The organism is Pseudanabaena biceps PCC 7429 (assembly GCF_000332215.1).
In the GTDB taxonomy this organism is placed as follows: Bacteria; Cyanobacteriota; Cyanobacteriia; order Pseudanabaenales; family Pseudanabaenaceae; genus Pseudanabaena; species Pseudanabaena biceps.
In genome coordinates, this window is record NZ_ALWB01000056.1 from 1 (window position 1) to 22,229 (window position 22,229).

The following is a 22,229-nucleotide window of genomic DNA, read 5'->3' on the forward strand; positions in this document are numbered from 1 at the left end:
CCCAAAAGTAAAAGCCTTGCTTAGCAAGGCTTTTACTTTTGGGCTTTTAAACTTTGCCATCTTAACCCGAACTGACGTTATTTATTAATCACCTATCCTTTGCAAAAGAGAGATGCCGCGCAAAGCGCGGCATCTCTCTTTTGGGTTTTATGTCCTGATATACTTGGCGACAGCAATATGTACAAGATGAATGGACAGACGTAAGTTTCTCGTTTTAAGCGGAGCGACGATCGCAGGACTAGGGGGATGCCAATGGTCAAATCCTTTCGATCGAAGCGATCGCTTAAGAGTACTAGGTTTACTGGGAGCGATTCCGAGCAAATTAATTAGTCAATTTGAATCGGCTTCACAAATAAAAACGGAATTTAAAGCCGAAAGTTTGCCCGCAAAGCTCTGGCAGGAGCTCCAAAACTCGCCAAACCTAGCTAAAGAGAAAGTACCGCAACTAGTTAGCCTCGGTGATAGCTGGCTCGATCCTGCGATCGCACAATCCTTGGTTCAACCGATCGCGCCAAATCTCCTAGACAAAATCCCTCAATGGCAAAAGCTCTCTCCCTTCTGGCAGCAGAGCGTCACACGCAACAATCAGGTATGGGGAGTCCCCTATCGCTGGGGCGCAACGGCGATCGCCTATCGCAGCGATAAATTGAAATTCGATATTACTCAGTGGTCTGACCTTTGGCGACCCGAACTAAAGCAAAAATTATCCTTACCCGATGATGCAAGGGAAGTCATCGGACTTGTCTTAAAAAAGATGGGGCAGTCCTATCAAGTAGATAATCTTGCCGAACGTAAAGATATTTTTACCGCATTAATCCAAGATCTCAAGAGTCTTAGCTCGCAAGTTTTAACCTATTCTTCCGACAACTATTTACAATCTCTCCTGAACACCGACACCCTAGCTGCGGTGGGTTGGACTAGCGATATGTATAAGACAGCAAAGCAAAATCCCAATCTCAAAGTAGTAATTCCCCAAGATGGGACAGCCCTATGGAGTGATATCTGGGTCATTCCTAAGGGAGAAGTGGCGATCGCCGCTACCGCATGGATGAATTTTTGTCTTACCCCCGAAATCGCCATACAACTGACATCCTTAACTGATGCAGTTAGTCCATCAAGTGCATTAGACAAAGTACCCAACAGTGTCAAAGCCGATCCCATCAAGTTTTTCTCCCAAGACATTCTCGCAAAAAGCGAATTGATTTTACCCCTGTCTCCCACAACACTTACGCAATATAAAGATCTCTGGACAAAGCTGCGATCGGGAACGCTATAATCGATGGGATATTTCTAAAATAACTTACATTAAAAACGAGAAATTAAAATAAGAAATATCCTTAAGAGCGTTACTAATCATAAGTTGTCGCGCTAGGAATTATTTTTTTAGGGACTAATATTTTTTAAGATTTAATTTTTTTGAGAGTCCATACTTTTGTGATTGCACGAAAGATATAAGTAAATGGGCATAATTAAATATAAAACCCTAAAACCTGCGGCGCACGCACACCGCGCGCCGCAGGTTTTAGATCTGATTTTAATTACGCTGAGGTGCTTAGAAAACAGTTAGGAAATAGTTAGGGAATAAGTAGAGATGAAACTTTACATTTGGCGCAATCTATTGCACACTCCTCAATTACTTTTTCGGCTCGCTTCTCTTAGCGCGCTTCTTGGCGCTCTTGTTAATCAGATGAGTTACCGTTCGCCAGCTTTCGCCCAATCCCAAACCCCACATCCTAGGGTTTACGGACTAGGAATCGTTCCAGAACTACCGTCCGTAGGGCAATCCAGATGTGGAGATCTCAGAAATATTGTTTATTTGGATCTATTGGCTCCTAAGGATGGAGCAAGAACTATTGCCGCCTATCCTACTTTTTATTGGCATATCGACCATAAATCCATAAATGAAGCAAATACCGATAAGAGTTTTTATATAGATTTTATTTTGAGGGAGGGAAGTGACATTAAAGCCAAAATGATTTTTAGAAGTCGCTCAGAAAGCCTTATTAACAAACAGTCTGGGCTATATCGATTTACACTTCCCAAAAATGCACCTCCTTTGCAAGTGGGCAAGACTTACATATGGCAGATTCGTTACACGCAGTCTGTGTATGGAGATAAGAGCCTTGGCGATCAAATTAACACTAGAGCGATTGTTAAATTAGAGACTAACGCATCTGTCACTGACAAAATCAAAGATGATTCTACGGCTTTAGATAAAGCCAGAATCTTTGCTCAAAATCTTTACTGGTACGATGCTCTAGATGCCTATACCCAATGGATTGATACCCATCCCCATGATCCAGAGGCTCTAAGTGAGCGATTGTCCATGTTAGATCAAATCGTTGAACCAATGCCAAAGCTCAAATGCCCTATCAAAGCAAACTTAAATAATGCCAAACCAATTAACTCCAAGCAATCTACGCAGCCCACTATGAAGTAGGAAAATCCTTCCTAGTCATACCAAGTTAAGAAATGGCTACGCCATTTCTTAACTTGGTATAAGGATCTTACTTTTCCCGTTATCTCTGAAACCCTCTCTGTGCAAGGTTTTCAGAATCCAGTCTATTTGCAATAAGTTTCACTTAATGACAATACGCAACGCTAGAATAAGGCTTGTGGCGGTAGGAATATTGACGGTTACGCTGGAATAAAAAGATAACGGGAAAAGTAAGGTATAAGGATGAGTTGTAGTGATGCATAAAGAACCAGATAGCAGCAATGTGATTTTCTAGTTTGGTAGTGCTAAATAGGTAAGGATGGGCAACGCTTTGCGCTGCCCATCCTTACCATATAAATCCTTTGCTTTTTAGGAATAAGTACCTCAGCATAATTAAAATCCAGATCTAAACCCTGCGGCGTACGCCGCAGGGTTTAGGATTTTATATTTAATTAAGCTCACTTACTTACCTTAACGTGAGTTCGGGATAATTTGAAACGAGCTTTGAGAAAGGGTTTGCTACGCAAACCCTTTCTCAAAGCCCAAAAGTAAAAGCCTTGCGTAGCAAGGCTTTTACTTTTGGGCTTTTAAAATTTGCCAGCTTACCCCGAACCGACGTTGACTTACTCCCTTCCCAGTGAAAAATTAGACGTTGCGGCGCTTCGCGCCGCAATACTAAATTCTTGGTTTTGTAGGTCTATTTCTTTGGTGGGAAGGGGTTAAGTCAAGAAATAGCGGTGTGGGGCTTCGCCCCGCTATTTCTTGACTGAGAAGGGAGTAGGATGGGTTTTATAGTGATATCCCCACTTCGGGTAATTTCTGTAAGTCTTAGCTAGCCTGTAAAATTAGGAGAGATATAAGTAAAGCAGAGCATTAAAATGGCATTTTTTGATTCTGAGATCGTTCAACATGAAGCTCGCAATCTATTTCAAGATTATCAAGCCCTAACGCAGCTTGGTGGTAGTTATGGAAAATTCGATCGCGAGGGGAAAATCCTCTTCATCGAAAAAATGGAAGAGATGATGGATCGCTATAAAATTTTCATGAAGCGATTTGAATTGTCCGACGACTTTATGGCGCAGATGACTCTCAAGCAGTTGGAAAATCAGCTTGGTAATTTCGGAATTACGCCGCAACAGATGTTCGATCAGATGAATATGACTCTTGAAAGAATGAAATCGGAACTGGAACTGCATAATTAGCTTTTAGCTGTTAGCTTTTAGCTGTTAGCTTTTAGCTGTTAGCTTTTAGCCGTTAGCTGTTAGCTTTTAGTCGTTAGCTTTTAGCCGTTATTTTTTGAATTGGGGGCGCGAAATTACAATTACAGCTCTTACGATAAGATTGCTGTGGGCGAGGGTGGTGATCGCTTCACGGATCGTTGCGCCAGTAGTGTAAATATCATCAACTAAAATTACCGATCGCGGATTTGTCTGTGGCGATCTGTGTAGCAGGGGAACGGCAAAGGCGTGAGACAGGTTCTGTTCTCTTTCTGTGATACTTTTAGTCTGCATCTGGGCTTTTGTATCCTTGACCCTTTGCAAAAACTGGGGATGGCAGGGCCATGCGATCAGATCGCAAAAACGATGAGCGAGAATTTCTGCTTGATTAAAGCCTCTAGACTTTAATTTATTGGCATGGAGGGGGATGGGAATTACCGATAGCTTTTTATGATTTTGGATAAACTCTTTTGCATGTGGCGATCGCTTCCATGTGGCGGCAATTTTTTCGGCGATCGCTTCCATAATTGCAGGATGATTTCCATATTTACAGGCGGCGATCGCTCTTTTCAAGGCTCCATCGTAAATCCCCCAGCTATACAGTGGAAGATCGGGTAAGATTGGATAATCCGCTTGCAAAAATTCTGGTGATTGACAAGCAGAGATTTGGCGATCGCAGTCTTTACATAGAATTCTATCCGTAGAACGCCTGCATAACGGACAATTTGCTTGCCAGAGAGAATCTGTAACTGTATTAGCAGCAATATTTACTAATTTGGCGAACCATTGCATAACTTTTACTCCAAACCAAGGCAGCGCTAAGCACTACCTTGGTTGTTGGTTAACTATTCTACAGTGACAGATTTAGCAAGATTGCGGGGTTGATCGACATCTAAACCGCGATGTGCGGCCACATGATAGGCCAGCAGTTGCAAGGGGATCACGGTGAGAATTGGCGAGAAAATCTCATCAACCACAGGAATCGGCAAAATATAGTCAAACACCTCATGCGCCGCAGGATCATCAAGAGGAGCCACACCAATCAATTTCGCATCCCTCGCTTTCGCCTCTTGAGAATTAGAAAGAACTTTCTCGTACACAGATCCAGGAGTAGCGATCGCTACAACAGGTACATCTTCGTCTAGGAGGGCGATCGGTCCATGCTTCATTTCCCCTGCGGGATAGCCCTCGGCATGAATGTAGCTAATTTCCTTGAGTTTAAGTGCACCTTCAAGGGCGATCGGGAAATTGATACCACGACCGAGGAAGATGAAATCTTTAGTATGGGTAAATTGACGCGAAAGCTCCTCAATATAACGCTCTTGGCTTTCAAGAATTCTTTCCATATAGGCAGGGAGTTGGCGCAGTCCGTCAATTAATTCCTGCGATCGCTCCGATGACAGACTGCCCTTAGTGATGCCAAACTCTAGGGCAAGTATATAGAACATTAGTAGCTGAGCAATAAAGGTTTTCGTAGCTGCCACTCCAATTTCAATCCCTGCTTGAGTATCGATTACGGCATCCGCAATTCGCCCAATGGAACTTTCAACACGATTTGTAATGCCAAGGCAGCGATCGCCCCTTAATTTTGCCAATTCTAACGCCGCAAGCGTATCGGCAGTTTCACCCGATTGGGTCACGCCAATTACTAAAGTGTTTGATAGTGAAGGTGGTGGTGAATAGCGATATTCAGAAGCATATTGAACGCTAGTGGGAACACCTGCAATCTGCTCGAGCAGATACTTCCCGACTAAAGAAGCGTGCCAACTGGTTCCACAAGCAATTATTTCTACTCGTTCAATCCGCTCAACAAACCCCTTAGGCAGCCCCAATTTAAGGTGATCGTTTTCGCTAATATAGCTGGCAAGCCCTGCCCTAAACACTCCTGGTTGCTCGTAAATTTCCTTGAGCATATAATGTTTGAAGCCCTGCTTCTCGACCATGGTCGGGTTCCAGTTTAGGGTCTGGGGTGTCCGACGGAGGCGATCGCCTTTAGCGTTATATACTTGCACCGATTCCCTTGTCAGTCTGGCGATTTCTCCATTTTCTAGGGGAATGACAGTACGGGTATAGGCAACTAATGCAGGCGTATCGGAGGCACAGAAGTTTTCTTCTTTACCGATACCAATGACAAGGGGAGCCTGTTGGCGTACCACTACTAATTCATCGGGATAATCGGCATGGATAACGGCGATCGCATAAGCACCTTGCAACTTCGCCACGGTCAGACGCACTGCCTCAAACAAAACCGAAGGCGAGTTGTCGGGAATAATATTGTCCTGCTTTTCTAGTTGCAGTAAAAACTCAGCGATCATATGAGGAATCACCTCGGTATCAGTTTCACTGACAAAAATATGACCGAGTTCTTTTAATTCTGTGCGGAGAAGATGATAATTCTCAACGATGCCGTTTTGCACAACTGCCAAATTTCCCAGATTATTGGTATGGGGGTGGGCATTATGTTCCTCAGGTTTACCGTGGGTTGCCCAGCGAGTATGACCGATGCCAATGGGTGCTGATGGGGCAGTGTCAGTGTTTAATTTTTCTTCAAGCTGGATCAGTTTGCCCTTTGCTCTCACCCGATGCAAACTGCGATCGCCTAGGGGAATTGTTGCCACGCCTGCGGAGTCATAGCCGCGATATTCCAGTTTGCGTAGCCCTGAAATTAAAACTTCATTTGCCGAGCGATGTCCGATGTAGCCAACAATTCCACACATAATGTCAATTTGAAGTAGATACGATTACAATTTTGTACTTCGAGCGTAGAAAATTATGATCGTATTTAACCATGTGAGGTTCCTGCTATGGCGGTTTTCATTGTGTCTATGGCAAAATGAAAACTCGCAACTATTAAGTAGTTAAGTAGTTCGGCATAATTAAAAACTAAAACCAGAGAGCGTACCGCCCGCGTAGCGGGCGGTACGCTCGTCTAGGTTTTAAGTTTACTTATGCTTAGTACTTACTAGTGAATAGTCTAGCGCGGTTTTGCAGCGCTAGATTATTCAGTGAACGTCATTACTTAAGCTGTCCAAAATCCAAAACTTCATTCGCAGTCAGCGCAAATTCAGCAACTACCGTTGAAACAATTTGCATAGCACCTTTATAAACTATGTCTTCATATTGTCCGTTTACCCATAAACAGACCGTAATTTGCTGTAATTCAGGATCGATAATCCAATACTCATTAATACCTCTTGCCGCATATTCTGTCCGTTTGTGACGATAGTCTCTATCCCTGTTTTCTTGATTGGGAGAAACCACCTCAACAACTAAAATAGGTGCAGGCATTTGATAGGTGACAGTATTACTCCGTTGCTCTGATAGGGCTAGATAACCATCTTCACTGAGTACAGCCAAATCAGGTCGCCTAATTTTTGCGCGACTGCCACTAACAACAATTTCTATATCCTTTAAACATATCCTTACAACGGGAATATATTTTGCTAGTTCAAACATCAATAATTTAGCAATCTGGCAATTGAATAGAGATTCTGTTGGCATTTCTACTAATTCTCCATTCACTAATTCATACCGAGTATCAGTGCCATCGTCATAATTTAGATAGTCTTCGATGGTCATTGGTTTTGATGAATTGGCGATCGCTAAGGTCATCACTGCAACCCTCTATTCGTTAATTGCAAATTCGTTATTTTAAGATTGTAAGCCAAAAAGTCTGTAACCATATAATCCAAGTTAGCCTATAGAGATCACTGTTCTAATCAAAGCCTTAATTCAGGCTAGAGGAAATCATCATGATTGCCATGACATTACCAAAAGCAATCCCCTATCTTCAACAATTGATCAAGATCGCCCCTCGCTGAGCAGCGCGTGTTTTACATAAATCATGAACGCGATCGCCTTTGCTTATTGAAAGTAATGGTATAGATTAGCGATCGCCATATCAAGCGCTCTCTTAACTACATCGGCTTTTAAAGCTACCAAATTGTCTGAATATTTGATAAGTTTCTGATTTTATGGTCTTTTGTGACTAGAGGTAGATCGAGATATAGAGAGGTTGCAGCGATAATGCGATCGCCCATTTCTGGAACAATTTCACGCGGGATTTGAGTAAAAGCTCTAGCTAATGGGGTATCTAAGGGGACAACGAATAAGTTTACAAGTGGATCGTCTATTAGTTGTAAAAGTTGCTCTAGTGAACTTGTGGGAATCCGATTTTTCTCAACTAAATAATTCATTTCCACAAGAGAAATTGCAGATATAAAAATTGATTCGCTATTGTTTAAGGCATTATCAAGAGCGTTCACTGCATTTGCTGATAATTTCTCTGGACTTCGCAGATACCAAATAATTGTGTGGGTGTCAGCTAAAACGCTCATATTTCAATATCCTTGGGGAAGTTTGCCCACATTTCTTTTCTAGTTGCGGCGAGTTCTTCTTCAGTGAGGTTAATATCTGCATTTGCCCATAAGCCTTTGATCCTTTTGCTTGGATTTTTAGGTATTGTCTTAGCTTGCAAAAATTCGGCAAATTCTAATAATGCTTGCTGTTTTTCGATTGGTAAGGTTTTGATGACTGCGATTAATGTTTCTTCGATTTTAGGTAATGTTTGCATGATTGTGACTCCATTTGATTGTTAGATGATTAGAAAACTAATTTTCTTCACTCTTTTTTCTTAACCCGTTTTTTCTTCTCAACTTTGAGCAGTGGCGCACTTAGGGCTTCATAGAGGCTAAATAAATACTCAATGCGGTTTAGCTCGCTAACGAAGGGCTGAGGACGATAGCAGAGGTCTACGGCTTTGTCTAGGGCTTGATGAGCTTTTACCAAGTCGGGCGGCATGGTGAGGGGATCGTAGAGATCGGCGAGGCTGGATTTGACCTCCCCCTGCCCCTCCTTGAAAGGAGGGGAGTTAGACTCCTTTTCTTCTTGTCCCTCTTCTTCAATCTTCTCTTGTTCCCCTCCTTTCAAGGAGGGGCTAGGGGAGGTGTATTTCTCGCGCACCGTCAAAACCACCCGCGCCGCATCTTCAACTTTTTGCTTTTGTTTATCGCTGACGTTTTCAGGGAATGGATAGTTGTTGTAAACGATTGTATTGGAATAGCGAAAACGACTTTCTAACCTTCCACATACATACCTCACCCAAGTCATGTGCATTTCTGAAGTGAGAACACCAAATAGATAAAAGCTAGAATCAGCAATAAAAGAGCAAAGATTGCTTGGCACTATAGTCTTATCAATAAATCCAAAAGGTACATATTTCCTATTCTCTGAAGAAACTAATGGAACAATAATTGCAGAATCTGGATTATGTTTATCTCTAAAAGTTGTAGGATAGTCTGCTAAAAAACGAGCTTGCTTATCAGGACTCGCTAATCTTATCTGTCTTATATTTTCAATTCTCTTCATCACCAAGGGCATTTTCTTTAATTCCTGTGGTTGTGTATTAACTAACCAAAGACACCATCGACTTTTTCCATTGATAAACTCTTCTGAGCCAATGAATTGCTTAAAATACTTAGCGGATAAAGGCTCTTCTTGAATAAATTTATATTTCTCTTGATCGCTAAAAATCAAGTTTCCACCATCTATAGCCTTATTCCCAGCTAACATTGATGGGACATTACAAATCGGCTTAGTTCTTTTCAAAATCACTAAATCATTACCTTCAGCTAGGTATGGATTAATATTTCTAACCTTTCTCTCTGTTGGTTCACCCTTGATATCTGCATAATCAAAAATCTTTTTGTTTTCAATATCTCGCAACCCAAAGCCAATAATCACACAATGCACAGCCGCATTACCTTTAGCCTCATTACTCCAACTAAAAGTCCGATGAGCAAAATGAATTTTAATCTTGTATCGATTGTAAAGCTCTTGCCAGAGAATCCCAACTTGCTCACCTTGAGATATGGAACTGGTGCTAACGAAAGCGCATTTGACCTCCCCTAGCCCCTCCTTGGAAGGAGGGGGACAAGAATTTAGATATTGAGATGCTTTCAAGTACCAAGCGCAAACATAATCCAATACACCAGCCCCATTCACACCAGCAAAAATTATCTCCATATCTGACTTTTGCTCAGAATTTTGCAAATGCTTACCTACAAAAGGCGGATTCCCTAAAATATAGTCAAAGACCACCCCCTGCCCCTCCTTGGAAGGAGGGGAGATAGATTCATTCTCTTGTTCCCCTCCTTTCAAGGAGGGGCTAGGGGAGGTTCTTACGCTCTCTCCTTTCAAGGAGTCACTAGAAGAGCTTCTTAAATGCTCCCTAACATCCTCCAATACCCCCTCTAAATTCTCAAAAATCAAATTATTGGCATATCGCAACACCGTAATGCCGACACTCCATAAAAATTCATCCCTAATTGCATCATATTCCTTCCCCTCCTGCGTAAAATGCTGACCACCATCCAACTCGATCGCCAAATTAGCAGTCGGACAAAAGAAATCCAAAATATAATTACCAATTGAATGCTGTCTTCTAAACTTAAACCCATCCAACTGCTTGCCCTGCAAAGCTTTCCACAAAGCCATCTCCGCAGGAGTCGCATTATTCCGTAACTCGCGCCGAAACTCCTTTTTACTAGCAAGATTACTAATCGCCTTATAAGGAACTTGTCCCCCTCCTAACTCCTGTCCCCCTCCTAACTCCTGTCCCCCTCCTCTCAAGGAGGGGCTAGGGGTGGTTCTTACACGTTCGCCTTGCATAGAAAAGCTAGAAGAAGTTGTAGATACTCTCGGAACCACCCCTAACCCCTCCTTTGAAGGAGGGGAACAAGATCTCCAATCAATCTGTAACGAATTACCATGCACAATCTTCGCTGCATTCTTCAGAGGCAACCGCACAAAATACTGCCCAAACTCATTACTTACCTTCACATTCATCTGATGATCGATCAACCACATCGCCACCTCAGCCACCCGCACCGCAAACTCATCATACTCAATCCCCGCAAACTGATCCACATCCACTTGAATAATTGAGCTAATATCCGTCACCAATTGCCCACTCTTATTCAACTCCAACAAAATTAAAATCTCTAAATCGCGCAACTCCCGATAAGTGATAATCAAAAAATTACCGCAGCCACAGGCAGGATCGAGAAAATGCAAATTCGCAATCTTCTGATGTAACTCGTTTAACCTATTGCGATTACCCTTTACCTTCTCAAATTCAGTATAAAGATCATCCAAAAAAAGCGGCTTAATCAACTTTTGGATATTCTTCTCAGAAGTGTAATGCGCCCCCAAATTTCGCCGTTCCGTCTGATTCATCACCGCCTGAAACATCGACCCAAAAATTGCAGGTGAAATCTTACCCCAATCAAACGCACAAGCCTCCAGTAACATTTCCCGCATCTGCTTATCAAACGCCGCAGGTTGTACAGTCTCCTCAAACAACTTCCCATTCACATAGGGGAACTGTGCTAAATTCTCATCTAAATTCTTTAACCTTCGCTCAGGAGGCGTATTTAACACATGGAAAATAGAAGCAATATGCATCGCCAAATCGCTGCCATCTTCCTTCGTATGCAGATCGATATATTCCCAAAAAATTCCCTTGTTAAAAATCCCCGTATCATCAGCAAACATACAAAACAACAGCCTGACTAGATACACCTCTAAGTCATGTCCAGTATAACCAATCTCCTTCAGGTGATCATGCAACTTCCCCATCAATTCCGCCGCCGCAATATTGACAGGATCTTCATCCTTATAAACCCGTTTCTCATATCCCGCCATAAAGCCGAATAGATGCACATGATTTACAAAATCTTTCAGCTCAAACTCATGATTAACATCCGTATCCAGATCATAGAGCCTGAATTTCTGGAAATCCGACACCAAAATATATTTGGGTAACTCATGCTCTTTTAAATTTGGAAAATAATCCTTAGCTTGTTGTGTCGCCTTGTCTAAGTCCTTGCCCCTAGACTTATGCTCGACCAAAATCGTCCCTTTCCAAAGCAAATCAATAAAGCCTTGCCTGTTATCTGCCTTTTTGATTGATAGCTCAAAACTCCCCACCCGCCGCCGTGAAATGCCAAACACACTAAAAAAGTCATTCCAGAAAGTTTGAGATTCTGACTTCTCTGAAGTCTCATTTTCCCACTCCTTAGAAAAGGCGATCGCCCTTTGCTTGATCTCATTCCAACTTAGCGTCATATCTGGACACGTTACGGCTTAATTTTAGGTAATATTTATACTAGCATTCGTTTTCTAGAATTACCTATAATGAACTTGCAGCGAGGAAACAGCAAGAAGAAAGCGATCGCCTACATTATCTAATCTAAGATCAAAAAAAGAATTTGAAAACACCTTAAGGAGATAAACAACCATGCTCAAAAGTTATGAAACAACCTATGAAAACGGACAAATTAAATGGCTTTCCGAGCAGCCAGAAATCACCTCAGCACGAATTATCGTCACTATCCTCGAAAAAAACAAACCTCAAATAAAACGCCGTTTTCCCATCCCCGACATGGCTGGCAAAGTGACAATCTTAGGCGATATCGTCAGCCCCATTGTCGATGAAGAGGATTGGGAATGTCTGAAATAATCGTTCTCAATACCCATATTTGGCTATGGCTAAATGGCGCAAAGCTTGCCAGTATTGACAGCTTATTTTCTAAATATCCTGAATTAGAAAGTTGTCTGATGTAAATTAGGGAAATAGCAGAAAAATTGAGATCTGCAACTATTGACAAAAACAAGAAAATGAAACCCATAGGAAATTACGATGACTGCCACAGCATTTAGTAAACCCATTACTTCATCTTCAGATTCGATTTGCAATCAAATCAGACCAATAGCAGAAGATCGCGTGATCTTACATAACGTTGGTTGGCATACTTTTGAAAATTTACTTGCCGATGTAGGCGATCGCCGCAACACTTTATTTCATTACCTCAATGGCACTCTAGAAATTATGTCCCCCCTCTCACTCCACGAAGGTAGCAGTCGTTTTTTTGACAGATTACTAACGGTCTATGTCGATGAACTAGAAATTGATATGCGGTGTCTAGGTTCTTTGCTGATGAAAATACCTGAATTAAAAATAGGTGGCGAACCAGATTCTTGCTATTATCTCAAAAACGAGTTAATGATTCGCGCTCAAGAGAATGTGATTGTCGGGCAAGATCCGCCACCTGACTTAGTTTTAGAAGTAGATATTACCAATCCTAGCGATCGCCGTTTGCCGATATATGCCTTACTCGGCGTGCCTGAAGTCTGGCGCTATGATAGCTATAGTTTAGAATTTCTAGCATTAGAGAATGGAGAATATAAACCGATTGAGAAAAGTTTAGCTTTTCCTGATTTACCTGCCACGATCATCGTGGAATATGTGCAACAACGTTTAACTTTAGGAGAGAGTGCAACCTTAAGGGAATTTCGGAAATGGGTACGGGCTAATGTTGTACTGTAGTCATTGAAAAAGAAAGCACCCATTGGGTGCTTTCTTTTTAATATGCGTCCTGTAACTCGTAAAAGTCTGGTGTGACGTAATCCTTGCGCATGGGATAGCCAATCCAGTCTTCGGGCATGAGAATGCGTTTGAGATTGGGATGTCCTTCGTAGATGATGCCGTACATATCGAAGGTTTCGCGCTCTTGCCAATCCGCAGTTTTCCAGATCCAGTAGACCGATGGACAGCGTGGATCGGCGCGAGGGAGAAATACCTTGATGCGGACTTCTTCAAGGCGATCGCTTTTATTAATCCCCTCATCGCTGAGCTTACCTAAATGGTAAACACTTACTAGGCTATCGCCTGCCCCAGCATCATAACCACATTGCATCATCAAGTAGTTAAAGCCATAGGCATAGAGAGCCGTCGAGAAAGGTAGTAAAAATTGGCGATCGATTTTAAGGATGGGTACGCCTTGCTTATCTAATCCCAAAAATTCATGCTCAAAGCCATTATTAGTCAGCCATTCCGAAACGGGAGCGGTTACTTCCGTTGTGACTAATGCTGCTTGCTCTGAACTGTTAGTTTCATTATCTGCCAACGGTTTCTACCTCCTTCTGAGCCATTTGTAATGCAGGTAAAGGAATGCCAGATTCGACCAATTCCTTGGGTGGAGCAATCCGACTGGGCATTTCTAAGTATTGTCCTGTGAGGATTGGGTTAACAACCTTCATTTCATGCTTGACAGCATAGTAACGATGGGTGCGATTGAGGTTAGCTCTTTCTTGAAAACCTTCTGTACCAATCTTCTTACGAAGCTTGATGATGGCATCCATAATTGCTTCAGGACGAGGAGGGCAACCAGGGATATATACATCCACAGGAATTAACTTATCAACGCCTCTTACTGTGGTATACGAGTCAGTACTGAACATTCCACCTGTAATCGTGCAAGCGCCCATAGCAATTACATACTTTGGTTCTTGCATTTGCTCGTAGAGTCTTACCAATGCAGGAGCCATCTTCATGGTGACCGTACCTGCGGTGATAATCAAGTCAGCTTGACGAGGGCTCGAACGGGGAAGCAGTCCAAAGCGATCAAAGTCAAATCTAGAGCCAATCATCGCGGCAAATTCGATAAAGCAACAGCTCGTACCGTAGAGCATTGGCCAAAGGCTAGACATTCTCGACCAGTTATAGAGGTCATTGAGAGTGGTCAAGACGACATTATTAGATAAGTCTTGGGTGACTTGTGGCGTTGAGGCTGGATTGATGAGGCGTTGGGTCTGCTCTTCAATGGTAAAGTCCAGACCAACGTTTTCGGATTTCATGACCATTCTAAGGCTCCTTTTCTCCAAGCGTAGACTAGACCTAATACGAGAATGCTAATAAAAATTAATGCTTCAACAAAGGCAAGTAAACCTAGTTTGCTAAAAGCGATCGCCCAAGGGTATAAAAATACCGTTTCTACGTCAAAGATAACGAAGGCAAGCGCGAACATATAATAACGAATATTAAACTGTATCCATGCTCCCCCAATTGGTTCGCATCCAGATTCGTAAGTGGTACGACCTGCTGCTCCTGACTGTTTTGGGCTTAACAGAGCTGATAATGCTAGTCCCGATAACGGCACTAATGTACAAACGATGATGAATACCAGTAGGTATTCGTATCCGCTTAAAACCAAAATTTATTACCTCTTCAAGCTAGCTTGACTAAATTCTAATTTAAAGCGATCGGCTTTAATACCCGATCCAAATTAGGAGATGCTGACTACATTATATGGGCGTGATGGTAGATGAAAATTTGTTACAGACTAGAAATTTTTCTATGGTTTGACTTATATAATTGAAACTTATGTCAAATGCTGATGATTTAAGCCTACAGCCGCGATCGCTGCTTTTGACTACCACATAATTATCTTGATTAACTTAACTAGTCTATCCCAGCATATAGTTCGATAATTTCTTTTATTGCTGTTTTTACTACTAATTTTAAATTTAGGCTAGCAGGTGCCAAGCCTTGTCTAGCCATAATGACGATCCCATTTTTAATTAAAAAAGTTTAGGAGAACCCATGAGTCAAGGTTTAGCAACACTTTTGCGTGTCGGCACACAAAAATCTCATTCTGCGGCTGAGAGTACGGATTTTATTAAATGCTTTTTGAAGGGTGTAGTTAACAAGACCGCCTATAGCAGACTCGTCGGCAACCTTTACTTCGTTTATAAGGCGATCGAAGAAGAGTTTGAAGCTCACAAGAACGATCCAGTACTCAGCAAACTCTACTACCGCGAATTGTGGCGCGAAAAGAGTCTCGAACTTGACATGCTATTTTACTTCGGCTCCAACTGGCGCGAAGAGTTCAAGCCTACACCTGCTTGCGAAAAGTACCTTGCGCGTATTCGTGAGATTTCGGCTAATGATCCCGTGCTGCTGGTCGCTCATGCCTATACCCGCTATATGGGCGATCTGTCTGGTGGTCAGATTCTCAAGAAAATTGCGAAGGAGTCCATGGGCTTACAAGATGGCAATGGGACTGCTTTCTATGAGTTCAACGATATTCGCAATCATGGTGAATTCAAAAAGCGCTACCGTGAAGCCCTTGATACTTTGCCAGTGGATGCCGCTACTGCTGAGCGCATTGTTGATGAAGCTAATGCTTCATTCCATATGAATATGGCGATGTTCCGCGAGCTAGAAGGTAACTGGTTTGTTGCTTTGACCAAGTTTGGCTGGAATTCCGTAGTTTCTAAAATCAAAGGCGAACCCAAAGCGAATGTTTCTGTCCGTCGCGAATCTAATGCTGCGAGCTAATTAATACCAAAACTAAAAATGGCGTAGCCATTTTTAGTTTTTCAAACCCTTACTAGGTTTGGTTTTCAATTCACAAAAGTGTGACAACACTTTTGTGAATTGGTATAAGTAGCTAGCTAATCTCCTCTAGGTTTTTAGTTTTTAAGCAATAAAAAAAGGGCGCTATGCGCCCTTTTTTTATTGCAGAATTTGTGCTCGCCCTAGCCATAGTTCTAGGAGCAAGATCAAGAAGCCGAGCATAGCTAAACGACCATTCCATACTTCGGCAGACTGGGTCATTCCCCATTCCCACCGCTCTTGAGGATAAAGTTTGGTATTTTTTTGCGGTTGGATGGTTTCAGAGAAGAGCTTGGGGCGATCGTTTAGGGCCTTTACCACTACATCGGCTAAGGCTTGAATGAAAGTGGGATCGGTATCGGGGGCAGGAACTCGGGCAAAGGTTTCAATGCCAGCATGTTCGGCGATTTCCCGATATTCCATATCGATTTCTTCGAGGGTCTCGATATGCTCGGAGACAAAGCTAATCGGAACGACGACTAGTTCTTTTACCCCCTGTTGGGCGAGTTCTTCGATCGCGACATCGGTATAGGGCTGTAGCCACTCGACGGGACCAACTCGACTTTGGTAGGCGAGGGTATAGGGATTGGTCCGATTGAGCCTTTGCATGATCAGTGCGGCACAGGCTTCAATTTCCTTTTGGTAAGGATCACCTGCTTCTTCGATATAGCTAACAGGCACGCCGTGAGCGCTGAAAAATATATGAGCGGCGCTAGGATTCTTAACGCGATCTAGTTCGGTGGCGATCAGATTTGCCATCGCTTGTAAATAACCTGAGTTGTCATACCAAGAAGGTACAACGGTATATTTAATTTTTTGAAGATCGGGATCGACTTTCCAAATGCGATCTAATAGGCGAAAGCTAGATCCCGTCGTGCTGATCGAAAACTGTGGATATAAAGGCAAAACTACTAATTCTTCGATATTATCTCGCTTAATTTGGGCGATCGCCTCTTCGGTGAAGGGATGCCAGTAGCGCATTCCGATATATACACTAACATCCCGTCCGTTTTGCTGAAGTTGCGATCGCAAAGCTTGTCCTTGAGCTTCAGTAATACGCCTTAGTGGTGAACCGCCACCAATCTTTTTGTAGTTTTCCTGAGATTTTTTAGCCCTTAGAGTTGAGATTAACCAAGCTAGGGGAGCTTGCAATAATGGTGAAGGCAAGCGAATAATTTCTGGGTCAGAAAATAAGTTATACAAAAAAGGGCGGACATCCTCTAGTTTGTCTGGTCCACCAAGGTTCAGCAGTAAAACGCCTAATCGCCCCATATCAATCGCTATATCCTTTTATAATTGGATTTATTATTTAGATCAAATTTCATTAATTATAGCTAGCGCTAGTATCTTTAACTTCGCTTTGTGATCATCTTTGTGATCATCTTCGTGATCATCTTCGTGATCATATTAACCTTAGATTTTTAGAACTGACATAACCACGTAATCGCTTCGGTGATCGATGTAACCTTGTTACCTTCAGGCATGACGGGACGTTGCACCATAATAATCGGTAGCCCTAGCTCCCTTGCCGCAATAACCTTGGCATAGGTTGCTTCGCCACCACTATTTTTGCTGACGATCGCCTGAATCCGCAGATCCTGTAGTAATTGTCGTTCTCGCTCTAAACTAAATGGACCGCGATCGAGCAAGACTTGGCTATTGGGTAGCTTGAGATCGGGCGGATCGATCGACCGAATCAAGTACCACATCTCTGGGTAAATAAGTGATCGCTGTAAAAATGGCTCCAGTTGCTGTCTGCCTGATGTAATAAATACACGATGCACAGAAGCGGGAATCGCTTTGGCGGCAGCTTCAACGCTTTCTACCTCGATCCAGCGATCGCCCTCTGTTTTTTGCCATTGCGGACGCACTAGCATGAGGTGCGGAATATTGACCTTCCGAGCGGCGAGCGCAGCATTACAGGTTATTTGCCCCGCACAGGGATGTGTGGCATCAATGAGAAAATCAATCGCATTGTCCTGTAAATAATTGGCTAGCCCTTCGACACCCCCAAACCCACCAATACGGACTTGACCAACTAAAGCCACTGGTTTGTTTGTCCGACCTGCCAGCGAGCTAATTACTTCGATTTCAGCGATACTGTCCAGTTTAGCGGCGAGTTTAACAGCATCACCAGTACCGCCCAAAATGAGAACCTTTTTCATGATTGGCAATATCAAAAATTATAATGATTGGAATATACAACCTTGATGTTTATGGATTCAGAAATTACTTCTACAAAAGAGCATCTTAACTTGATCGAAGTTCCAGCGCATTTAGAAAAGTCCCAGCGGATCGATCTCTTTTTATCTCAACACCTGATCGAGCTATCGCGATCGCGCATTCAATCGTTAATTGATGAGGGCTATGTCACCATTAACGATATTCTCTGCGATAACAAAAAGAATTTAATCAAAGCAGGCGATCGCATTCAGTTAATTACTCCTGCCTCAGTCGCCCTTGATATTGTGGCGCAAGAGATTCCCTTAGAGGTTCTCTACGAAGACGAACATTTAATCGTAATTAATAAACCTGCGGGACTGGTAGTGCATCCTGCGGCAGGGCATAGTGATGGAACGTTAGTTAATGCTCTCTTAGCGCATTGTCAAGAGCTTTCGGGGATAAATGGAACTCAGCGACCAGGAATCGTTCACCGCTTAGATAAAGATACTAGTGGCGCGATGGTAGTAGCAAAAAACGATCGCGCCCATCAGGATTTACAAGCCCAGATTCAAGCTAAAACGGCAAGACGCGAGTATTTAGGCATTGTGCGCGGTGTTCCTAAAAGCGAGTCGGGAATAGTTGATGCGGCGATCGCTCGGCATAAAAGCGATCGCAAAAAAATGGCAGTGGTTGAAGATGGTCGTAAAGCGATTACCCATTGGCAAATTAAGGAACGTTTAGGAAATTACACCCTCGTAAAATTCGACCTAGAGACAGGGCGTACCCATCAAATTCGGGTGCATTCCGCCTATATGGGTTGGGCGATCGCAGGCGACCCTATATATGGATATCCCAATAAAGAAACATCGCAGTATCTGGCAGGACAAGCACTTCATGCATGGAAGCTTACTTTTACGCACCCCGTTTCAGGTGACATAATTACCAATATTGCCCCATTACCCATAGGTTTTGAGAAGCTTTTAACATTTTTGCGTCGTAGGAAATAATACCAATTCAAAAAAATGGCGTTGCCATTTTTTGAATTGGTATCAAGCCCAAAAGATGAATGGCGGCGCTTTGCGCCGCCATTCATCTTTTGGGCTTTACAGCTATTATCGATCAAACGAACCACAAGAAAACTTTTGAAAGCGTTGCTTTGCAACGCTTTCAAAAGTTTTCTTGGTTTGGTTTTGAGCGCAAAGCGCTTTATGTCCTAAGCAAAACTTATTGAACTTGTCCGAGAATTCTTTGCAAGCGACTGCTCACAATGGATAAAAGAGTACTCGACAACAAAGGATTGCGTTTTAACAAATAGTCAAGATTGCGATCGCTGAGCGTCAACACACTAGCTTCACCACTTTCCGCAATAACTGTAGCCGAACGATTAGTTTGGGTTAAAACGCCCAATTCTCCAATCGTTTCTCCGTGAGAACAGCGATTGACCACCTTGCTAGATCCATCTTCCTGCTGCATGATTACATCGACTTGACCATCGATAATAATTAGTAACTCATTGCTAACATCGCCAGCCCGACAGAGCACTTCTCCCTGCATAAAACTTTTTTCCTCACAATATCGAGCAATTTCAATTAATGTGTTGATATTAATGTGATGGAAAAATCTAGTTTCAAATAAATAAAGGGTTTTCTCAAGGGTAGTTAAGATTTTGCGATCGGATGAATTGTTAGCATTGTTGGCAATAGCATCGGCTGTTTCTGCCAAAATTGAAGTAGCATCTATACCTTTTTGCCGTATTTCCACCGCAGCCCGTTGAGCTTTTTCAACATCCAGTTTACGCAGAGCCTCTAAGCTTAGAGCCTGCACCAATGGCTCAATATCCTCATGCAAAAATCTTTCTAAAACACTGATTAGGCTTGCAGTTATATCTTCAGGTAAGGTTTTCGTTGCAGAAATTTCGCCATCATGGGACTGGGCAAGCCAACTAATCACATTTTCATTAAAACGATCTGACCATAGCCGTTCGTTGCGCTTTTGGTCTAAAACTTGCCTGAAGCAAGTAGGGGTAAGTAAATCGATCGCTCTGACAATCTGGGCAACCATTGGGCGATCGCCTAATACTTCAATAATAGACATCAACTTATTGATAACAATTTTTTCGCGATCGAAAAGAATATTGCGGAGCAATTGATATACCGAACTTTGAGGATCGGTAGGCAAATCTTCTAGGTTCATTACCTGAGAATGGATGTCACGCAAGCTTTCTAGTAACTGCTGAGCATTATTAAATAAACTTCCTGCCTCACCCAAGATTTCAGCCGCAATTAGTTCTTCTTCTTCTTCACTAATCCGATATTCCTGCTTTAACGAATCAATTCGAGATTTTTTACGCTCTAAGGCTTCGCTGATAGGAACCCCACTATCAACTAAATCGAAAATCAAAAACTCTAAATTGTTGCGATAGGCATCCAAACGCAAACGTTTTTCTAGGGTAAATTGTTTGTCTGGATTAAAGAGAGTGGGATCCTCGATACCCAAACTCGCCAGCATCGAATAATGCTGGTCGATATCGATTTCTAGTTCTTTGCGAAGCTCCTTTAAGAGTTTTTCTTCGGTCGCACTGATGATTCCATCTTCCAAAGCTTCGATCAATACACCACGATATACCTTATCCCGTTGGTCACGAGTTACTTCAGGCAGCACTTTCGCCAAAATATACACTTCATCAGGTTTAAGTTCATCCGTACCACGTTGGACAAACTTGGACATATCGATGCCAAGTTTTTCTAACTGGCGGCGTAGTTTATTGGCTAATCCTTCCCTTTCATACTGCTCAGAAGTACGCCAAAAAGTTTGGGCAAACCACAATCCACTTACTAAGACTGTAAAACCAGTCAGCAGACGCTCGAGCGGTGCGGGGCGACTGATAAATATCCAAAATACGTTCCAAGCAATGACCGTAAAAACTGTAAAAATTCGATGTAGGATTTGGTCGTTGGTGAGTTTTTTGCCTTTCTTTTGCAAATATTGACGATAAATATTTTCGGAAACCCCTCCCAATATATAAGTACCAAAACCAAATGTTGCTAAAGTCAAGGGCGCGGCAATAATCTTAGGAATGGGGATGGCTTGATTGAAAATATAAAAACCTGCCCCAAAAATTCTACTGATTTGTCCTTCTTCATGGCTCCAAATACCAGAGTACAAATAATCCCAGTTACCAGCATAGAGAAAGTAATAGAAGAAAAAGCCAAATACTAGCCCCAGATATCCATAATAGAGGAGCCTGCGATCTGGACGTTCAATTTGTTCCCAATAAGCTCGCTCAGAGTCAATATCAATACAAGGATTTTGACAAGCAACACAAGCACTTTTTTCTTTGCCCGTGGATTTATCAAATTCGCGGCACATGGACTGCGTAACACCCAATTTTTGACCTAAGTGCGACTGACTGTCTAGTAGCCCTCGGGTTCCTGTAAATACGACCTGAACTGGAGCCATTGGACAAAAATATTGACACCAACTCTTACCCGCAAAGAGATAACCGACGGAGATTGCTGCCAAAATCGTCAAAATAAAGAATATCCCTAGGGCTAGGCGATCGGAATTCACAAAAAGAATGCGAATATTTATCCCTAAAAAAAACAAACCAAATTGGAGGTATAAATGATTTTTCCCTAACCAAGAATTTTTATCGACGCTAAACAACTGATAACGGGTTTTGCCATTAGCAGAAGTGATCTTTTGTTTGCGCTGAATCCCCAAAGCACGGGGTATTTGCGAAAAGAACGATAATGGACAAATGCGTCGCCATACCTCATGTCCAAATACAAAAATCGTTAATAACCCCGCAGGAATAATGATCGACCAAAATATTCTTGCCCCCATGCCATAGGGATTTTCTGGTTGACAAATACCTTGAACCTTCACGCATTGGGAGGGATCTAAATATCTATTGGGATCGATCCTAAAAGGACTATGGAGATTACTAGGATCAGTGAGGTAAAAAGAGAGTGGATCGTAAAAAAGAGTCAATATCAATAGCAGCCAACCAACCGCAAGAACTACCTTAATGACATGCATTTTCTGTTCTGACAATCTGCTCAGCATAGAACCTCTAGATTAATCTGACTATTCCTCAACAGATAGCATAAATCTAGAGCTAAAAGTTATTCATGCTGTGCAATAAAAGTTTAGACCTATTGCTAGCGGTAGA

Annotated in this window: 19 protein-coding genes; 7 read left to right on the forward strand and 12 right to left on the reverse strand. The window is 42.4% G+C overall.

Annotated features, from left to right (window positions below; translation table 11 throughout):
* Window positions 1-190 precede the first annotated feature (190 nt).
* The 3 genes from PSE7429_RS08370 to PSE7429_RS08380 all read left to right on the forward strand — a co-directional run bounded on the left by PSE7429_RS08370 (window position 191) and on the right by PSE7429_RS08380 (window position 3,639).
* Entirely contained in the window at window positions 191-1,276 is a 1,086-nt protein-coding gene (locus tag PSE7429_RS08370; protein ID WP_009626701.1) for an extracellular solute-binding protein, read from the forward strand.
* Window positions 1,277-1,687: 411 nt separating this feature from the next.
* On the forward strand, window positions 1,688-2,440 hold the full coding sequence (locus PSE7429_RS08375; protein WP_158467621.1) for a DUF928 domain-containing protein: 753 nt from the start codon (window positions 1,688-1,690) through the stop codon (window positions 2,438-2,440).
* A gap of 875 nt (window positions 2,441-3,315) precedes the next feature.
* A complete protein-coding gene (locus PSE7429_RS08380; RefSeq protein WP_009626703.1) occupies window positions 3,316-3,639 on the forward strand; it encodes a DUF1825 family protein in 324 nt (107 codons plus the stop codon).
* 87 nt (window positions 3,640-3,726) lie between these two features.
* Here the strand turns inward: PSE7429_RS08380 and PSE7429_RS08385 are convergent, their stop codons facing one another.
* The 6 genes from PSE7429_RS08385 to PSE7429_RS26735 all read right to left on the reverse strand — a co-directional run bounded on the left by PSE7429_RS08385 (window position 3,727) and on the right by PSE7429_RS26735 (window position 11,781).
* The gene (locus PSE7429_RS08385; protein WP_009626704.1) at window positions 3,727-4,446 is read right to left on the reverse strand and encodes a ComF family protein; all 720 of its coding nucleotides are present in this window, start codon (window positions 4,444-4,446) and stop codon (window positions 3,727-3,729) included.
* A gap of 53 nt (window positions 4,447-4,499) precedes the next feature.
* Window positions 4,500-6,371, reverse strand: coding sequence for a glutamine--fructose-6-phosphate transaminase (isomerizing) (gene glmS / locus PSE7429_RS08390; RefSeq protein WP_009626705.1), 1,872 nt, complete (start codon window positions 6,369-6,371; stop codon window positions 4,500-4,502).
* 298 nt (window positions 6,372-6,669) lie between these two features.
* Window positions 6,670-7,266 (reverse strand): Uma2 family endonuclease, encoded by a 597-nt coding sequence (locus PSE7429_RS08395; RefSeq protein ID WP_009626706.1) that lies wholly within the window; start codon window positions 7,264-7,266, stop codon window positions 6,670-6,672.
* Window positions 7,267-7,589: 323 nt separating this feature from the next.
* Window positions 7,590-7,991: a type II toxin-antitoxin system VapC family toxin gene (locus tag PSE7429_RS08400; protein WP_009626707.1), complete on the reverse strand. Its 402-nt coding sequence runs from the start codon at window positions 7,989-7,991 to the stop codon at window positions 7,590-7,592.
* Window positions 7,988-8,227, reverse strand: a complete 240-nt coding sequence (locus PSE7429_RS08405; RefSeq protein ID WP_009626708.1) for a DUF2281 domain-containing protein — start codon at window positions 8,225-8,227, stop codon at window positions 7,988-7,990. The genes PSE7429_RS08400 and PSE7429_RS08405 overlap by 4 nt, the downstream gene beginning before the upstream one ends.
* A 47-nt stretch (window positions 8,228-8,274) precedes the next feature.
* Window positions 8,275-11,781 carry a class I SAM-dependent DNA methyltransferase gene (locus PSE7429_RS26735; RefSeq protein WP_009626709.1) on the reverse strand — a complete coding sequence of 1,169 codons (3,507 nt, stop codon included), beginning with the start codon at window positions 11,779-11,781 and terminating at the stop codon, window positions 8,275-8,277.
* Window positions 11,782-11,953: 172 nt separating this feature from the next.
* Between PSE7429_RS26735 and PSE7429_RS08415 the strand changes: the two genes are divergently transcribed.
* Window positions 11,954-12,175 (forward strand): hypothetical protein, encoded by a 222-nt coding sequence (locus PSE7429_RS08415; protein ID WP_009626710.1) that lies wholly within the window; start codon window positions 11,954-11,956, stop codon window positions 12,173-12,175.
* Between the two features lie 180 nt (window positions 12,176-12,355).
* A complete protein-coding gene (locus PSE7429_RS08420) occupies window positions 12,356-13,042 on the forward strand; it encodes a Uma2 family endonuclease (RefSeq protein WP_009626711.1) in 687 nt (228 codons plus the stop codon).
* 37 nt (window positions 13,043-13,079) lie between these two features.
* Here the strand turns inward: PSE7429_RS08420 and PSE7429_RS08425 are convergent, their stop codons facing one another.
* The 3 genes from PSE7429_RS08425 to ndhC are packed head-to-tail and all read right to left on the reverse strand — an operon-like array spanning window position 13,080 to window position 14,711.
* Window positions 13,080-13,622 carry an NAD(P)H-quinone oxidoreductase subunit J gene (locus PSE7429_RS08425; RefSeq protein WP_009626712.1) on the reverse strand — a complete coding sequence of 181 codons (543 nt, stop codon included), beginning with the start codon at window positions 13,620-13,622 and terminating at the stop codon, window positions 13,080-13,082.
* Window positions 13,612-14,352, reverse strand: coding sequence for an NADH dehydrogenase subunit K (locus PSE7429_RS08430; protein ID WP_190315889.1), 741 nt, complete (start codon window positions 14,350-14,352; stop codon window positions 13,612-13,614). Before PSE7429_RS08430 ends, PSE7429_RS08425 begins: the two co-directional genes overlap by 11 nt.
* Window positions 14,349-14,711 carry an NADH-quinone oxidoreductase subunit A gene (gene ndhC, locus PSE7429_RS08435; protein ID WP_040687825.1) on the reverse strand — a complete coding sequence of 121 codons (363 nt, stop codon included), beginning with the start codon at window positions 14,709-14,711 and terminating at the stop codon, window positions 14,349-14,351. The genes PSE7429_RS08430 and ndhC overlap by 4 nt, the downstream gene beginning before the upstream one ends.
* Before the next feature lie 386 nt (window positions 14,712-15,097).
* Between ndhC and PSE7429_RS08440 the strand changes: the two genes are divergently transcribed.
* Window positions 15,098-15,835: a biliverdin-producing heme oxygenase gene (locus PSE7429_RS08440; protein WP_009626716.1), complete on the forward strand. Its 738-nt coding sequence runs from the start codon at window positions 15,098-15,100 to the stop codon at window positions 15,833-15,835.
* Window positions 15,836-16,012: 177 nt separating this feature from the next.
* Here PSE7429_RS08440 and hemH read toward each other — a convergent pair whose 3' ends face one another.
* Together hemH and PSE7429_RS08450 are read right to left on the reverse strand one after the other, a co-directional pair.
* Window positions 16,013-17,164: a ferrochelatase gene (gene hemH / locus PSE7429_RS08445; protein WP_009626717.1), complete on the reverse strand. Its 1,152-nt coding sequence runs from the start codon at window positions 17,162-17,164 to the stop codon at window positions 16,013-16,015.
* A 149-nt stretch (window positions 17,165-17,313) separates the two neighbouring features.
* Window positions 17,314-18,057: a cobalt-precorrin-6A reductase gene (locus PSE7429_RS08450; RefSeq protein ID WP_009626718.1), complete on the reverse strand. Its 744-nt coding sequence runs from the start codon at window positions 18,055-18,057 to the stop codon at window positions 17,314-17,316.
* Between the two features lie 51 nt (window positions 18,058-18,108).
* Between PSE7429_RS08450 and PSE7429_RS08455 the strand changes: the two genes are divergently transcribed.
* The gene (locus tag PSE7429_RS08455) at window positions 18,109-19,062 is read left to right on the forward strand and encodes an RluA family pseudouridine synthase (protein WP_009626719.1); all 954 of its coding nucleotides are present in this window, start codon (window positions 18,109-18,111) and stop codon (window positions 19,060-19,062) included.
* Window positions 19,063-19,279: 217 nt separating this feature from the next.
* Here the strand turns inward: PSE7429_RS08455 and PSE7429_RS08460 are convergent, their stop codons facing one another.
* On the reverse strand, window positions 19,280-22,123 hold the full coding sequence (locus PSE7429_RS08460) for a cyclic nucleotide-binding domain-containing protein (RefSeq protein WP_009626720.1): 2,844 nt from the start codon (window positions 22,121-22,123) through the stop codon (window positions 19,280-19,282).
* Window positions 22,124-22,229: the final 106 nt, after the last annotated feature.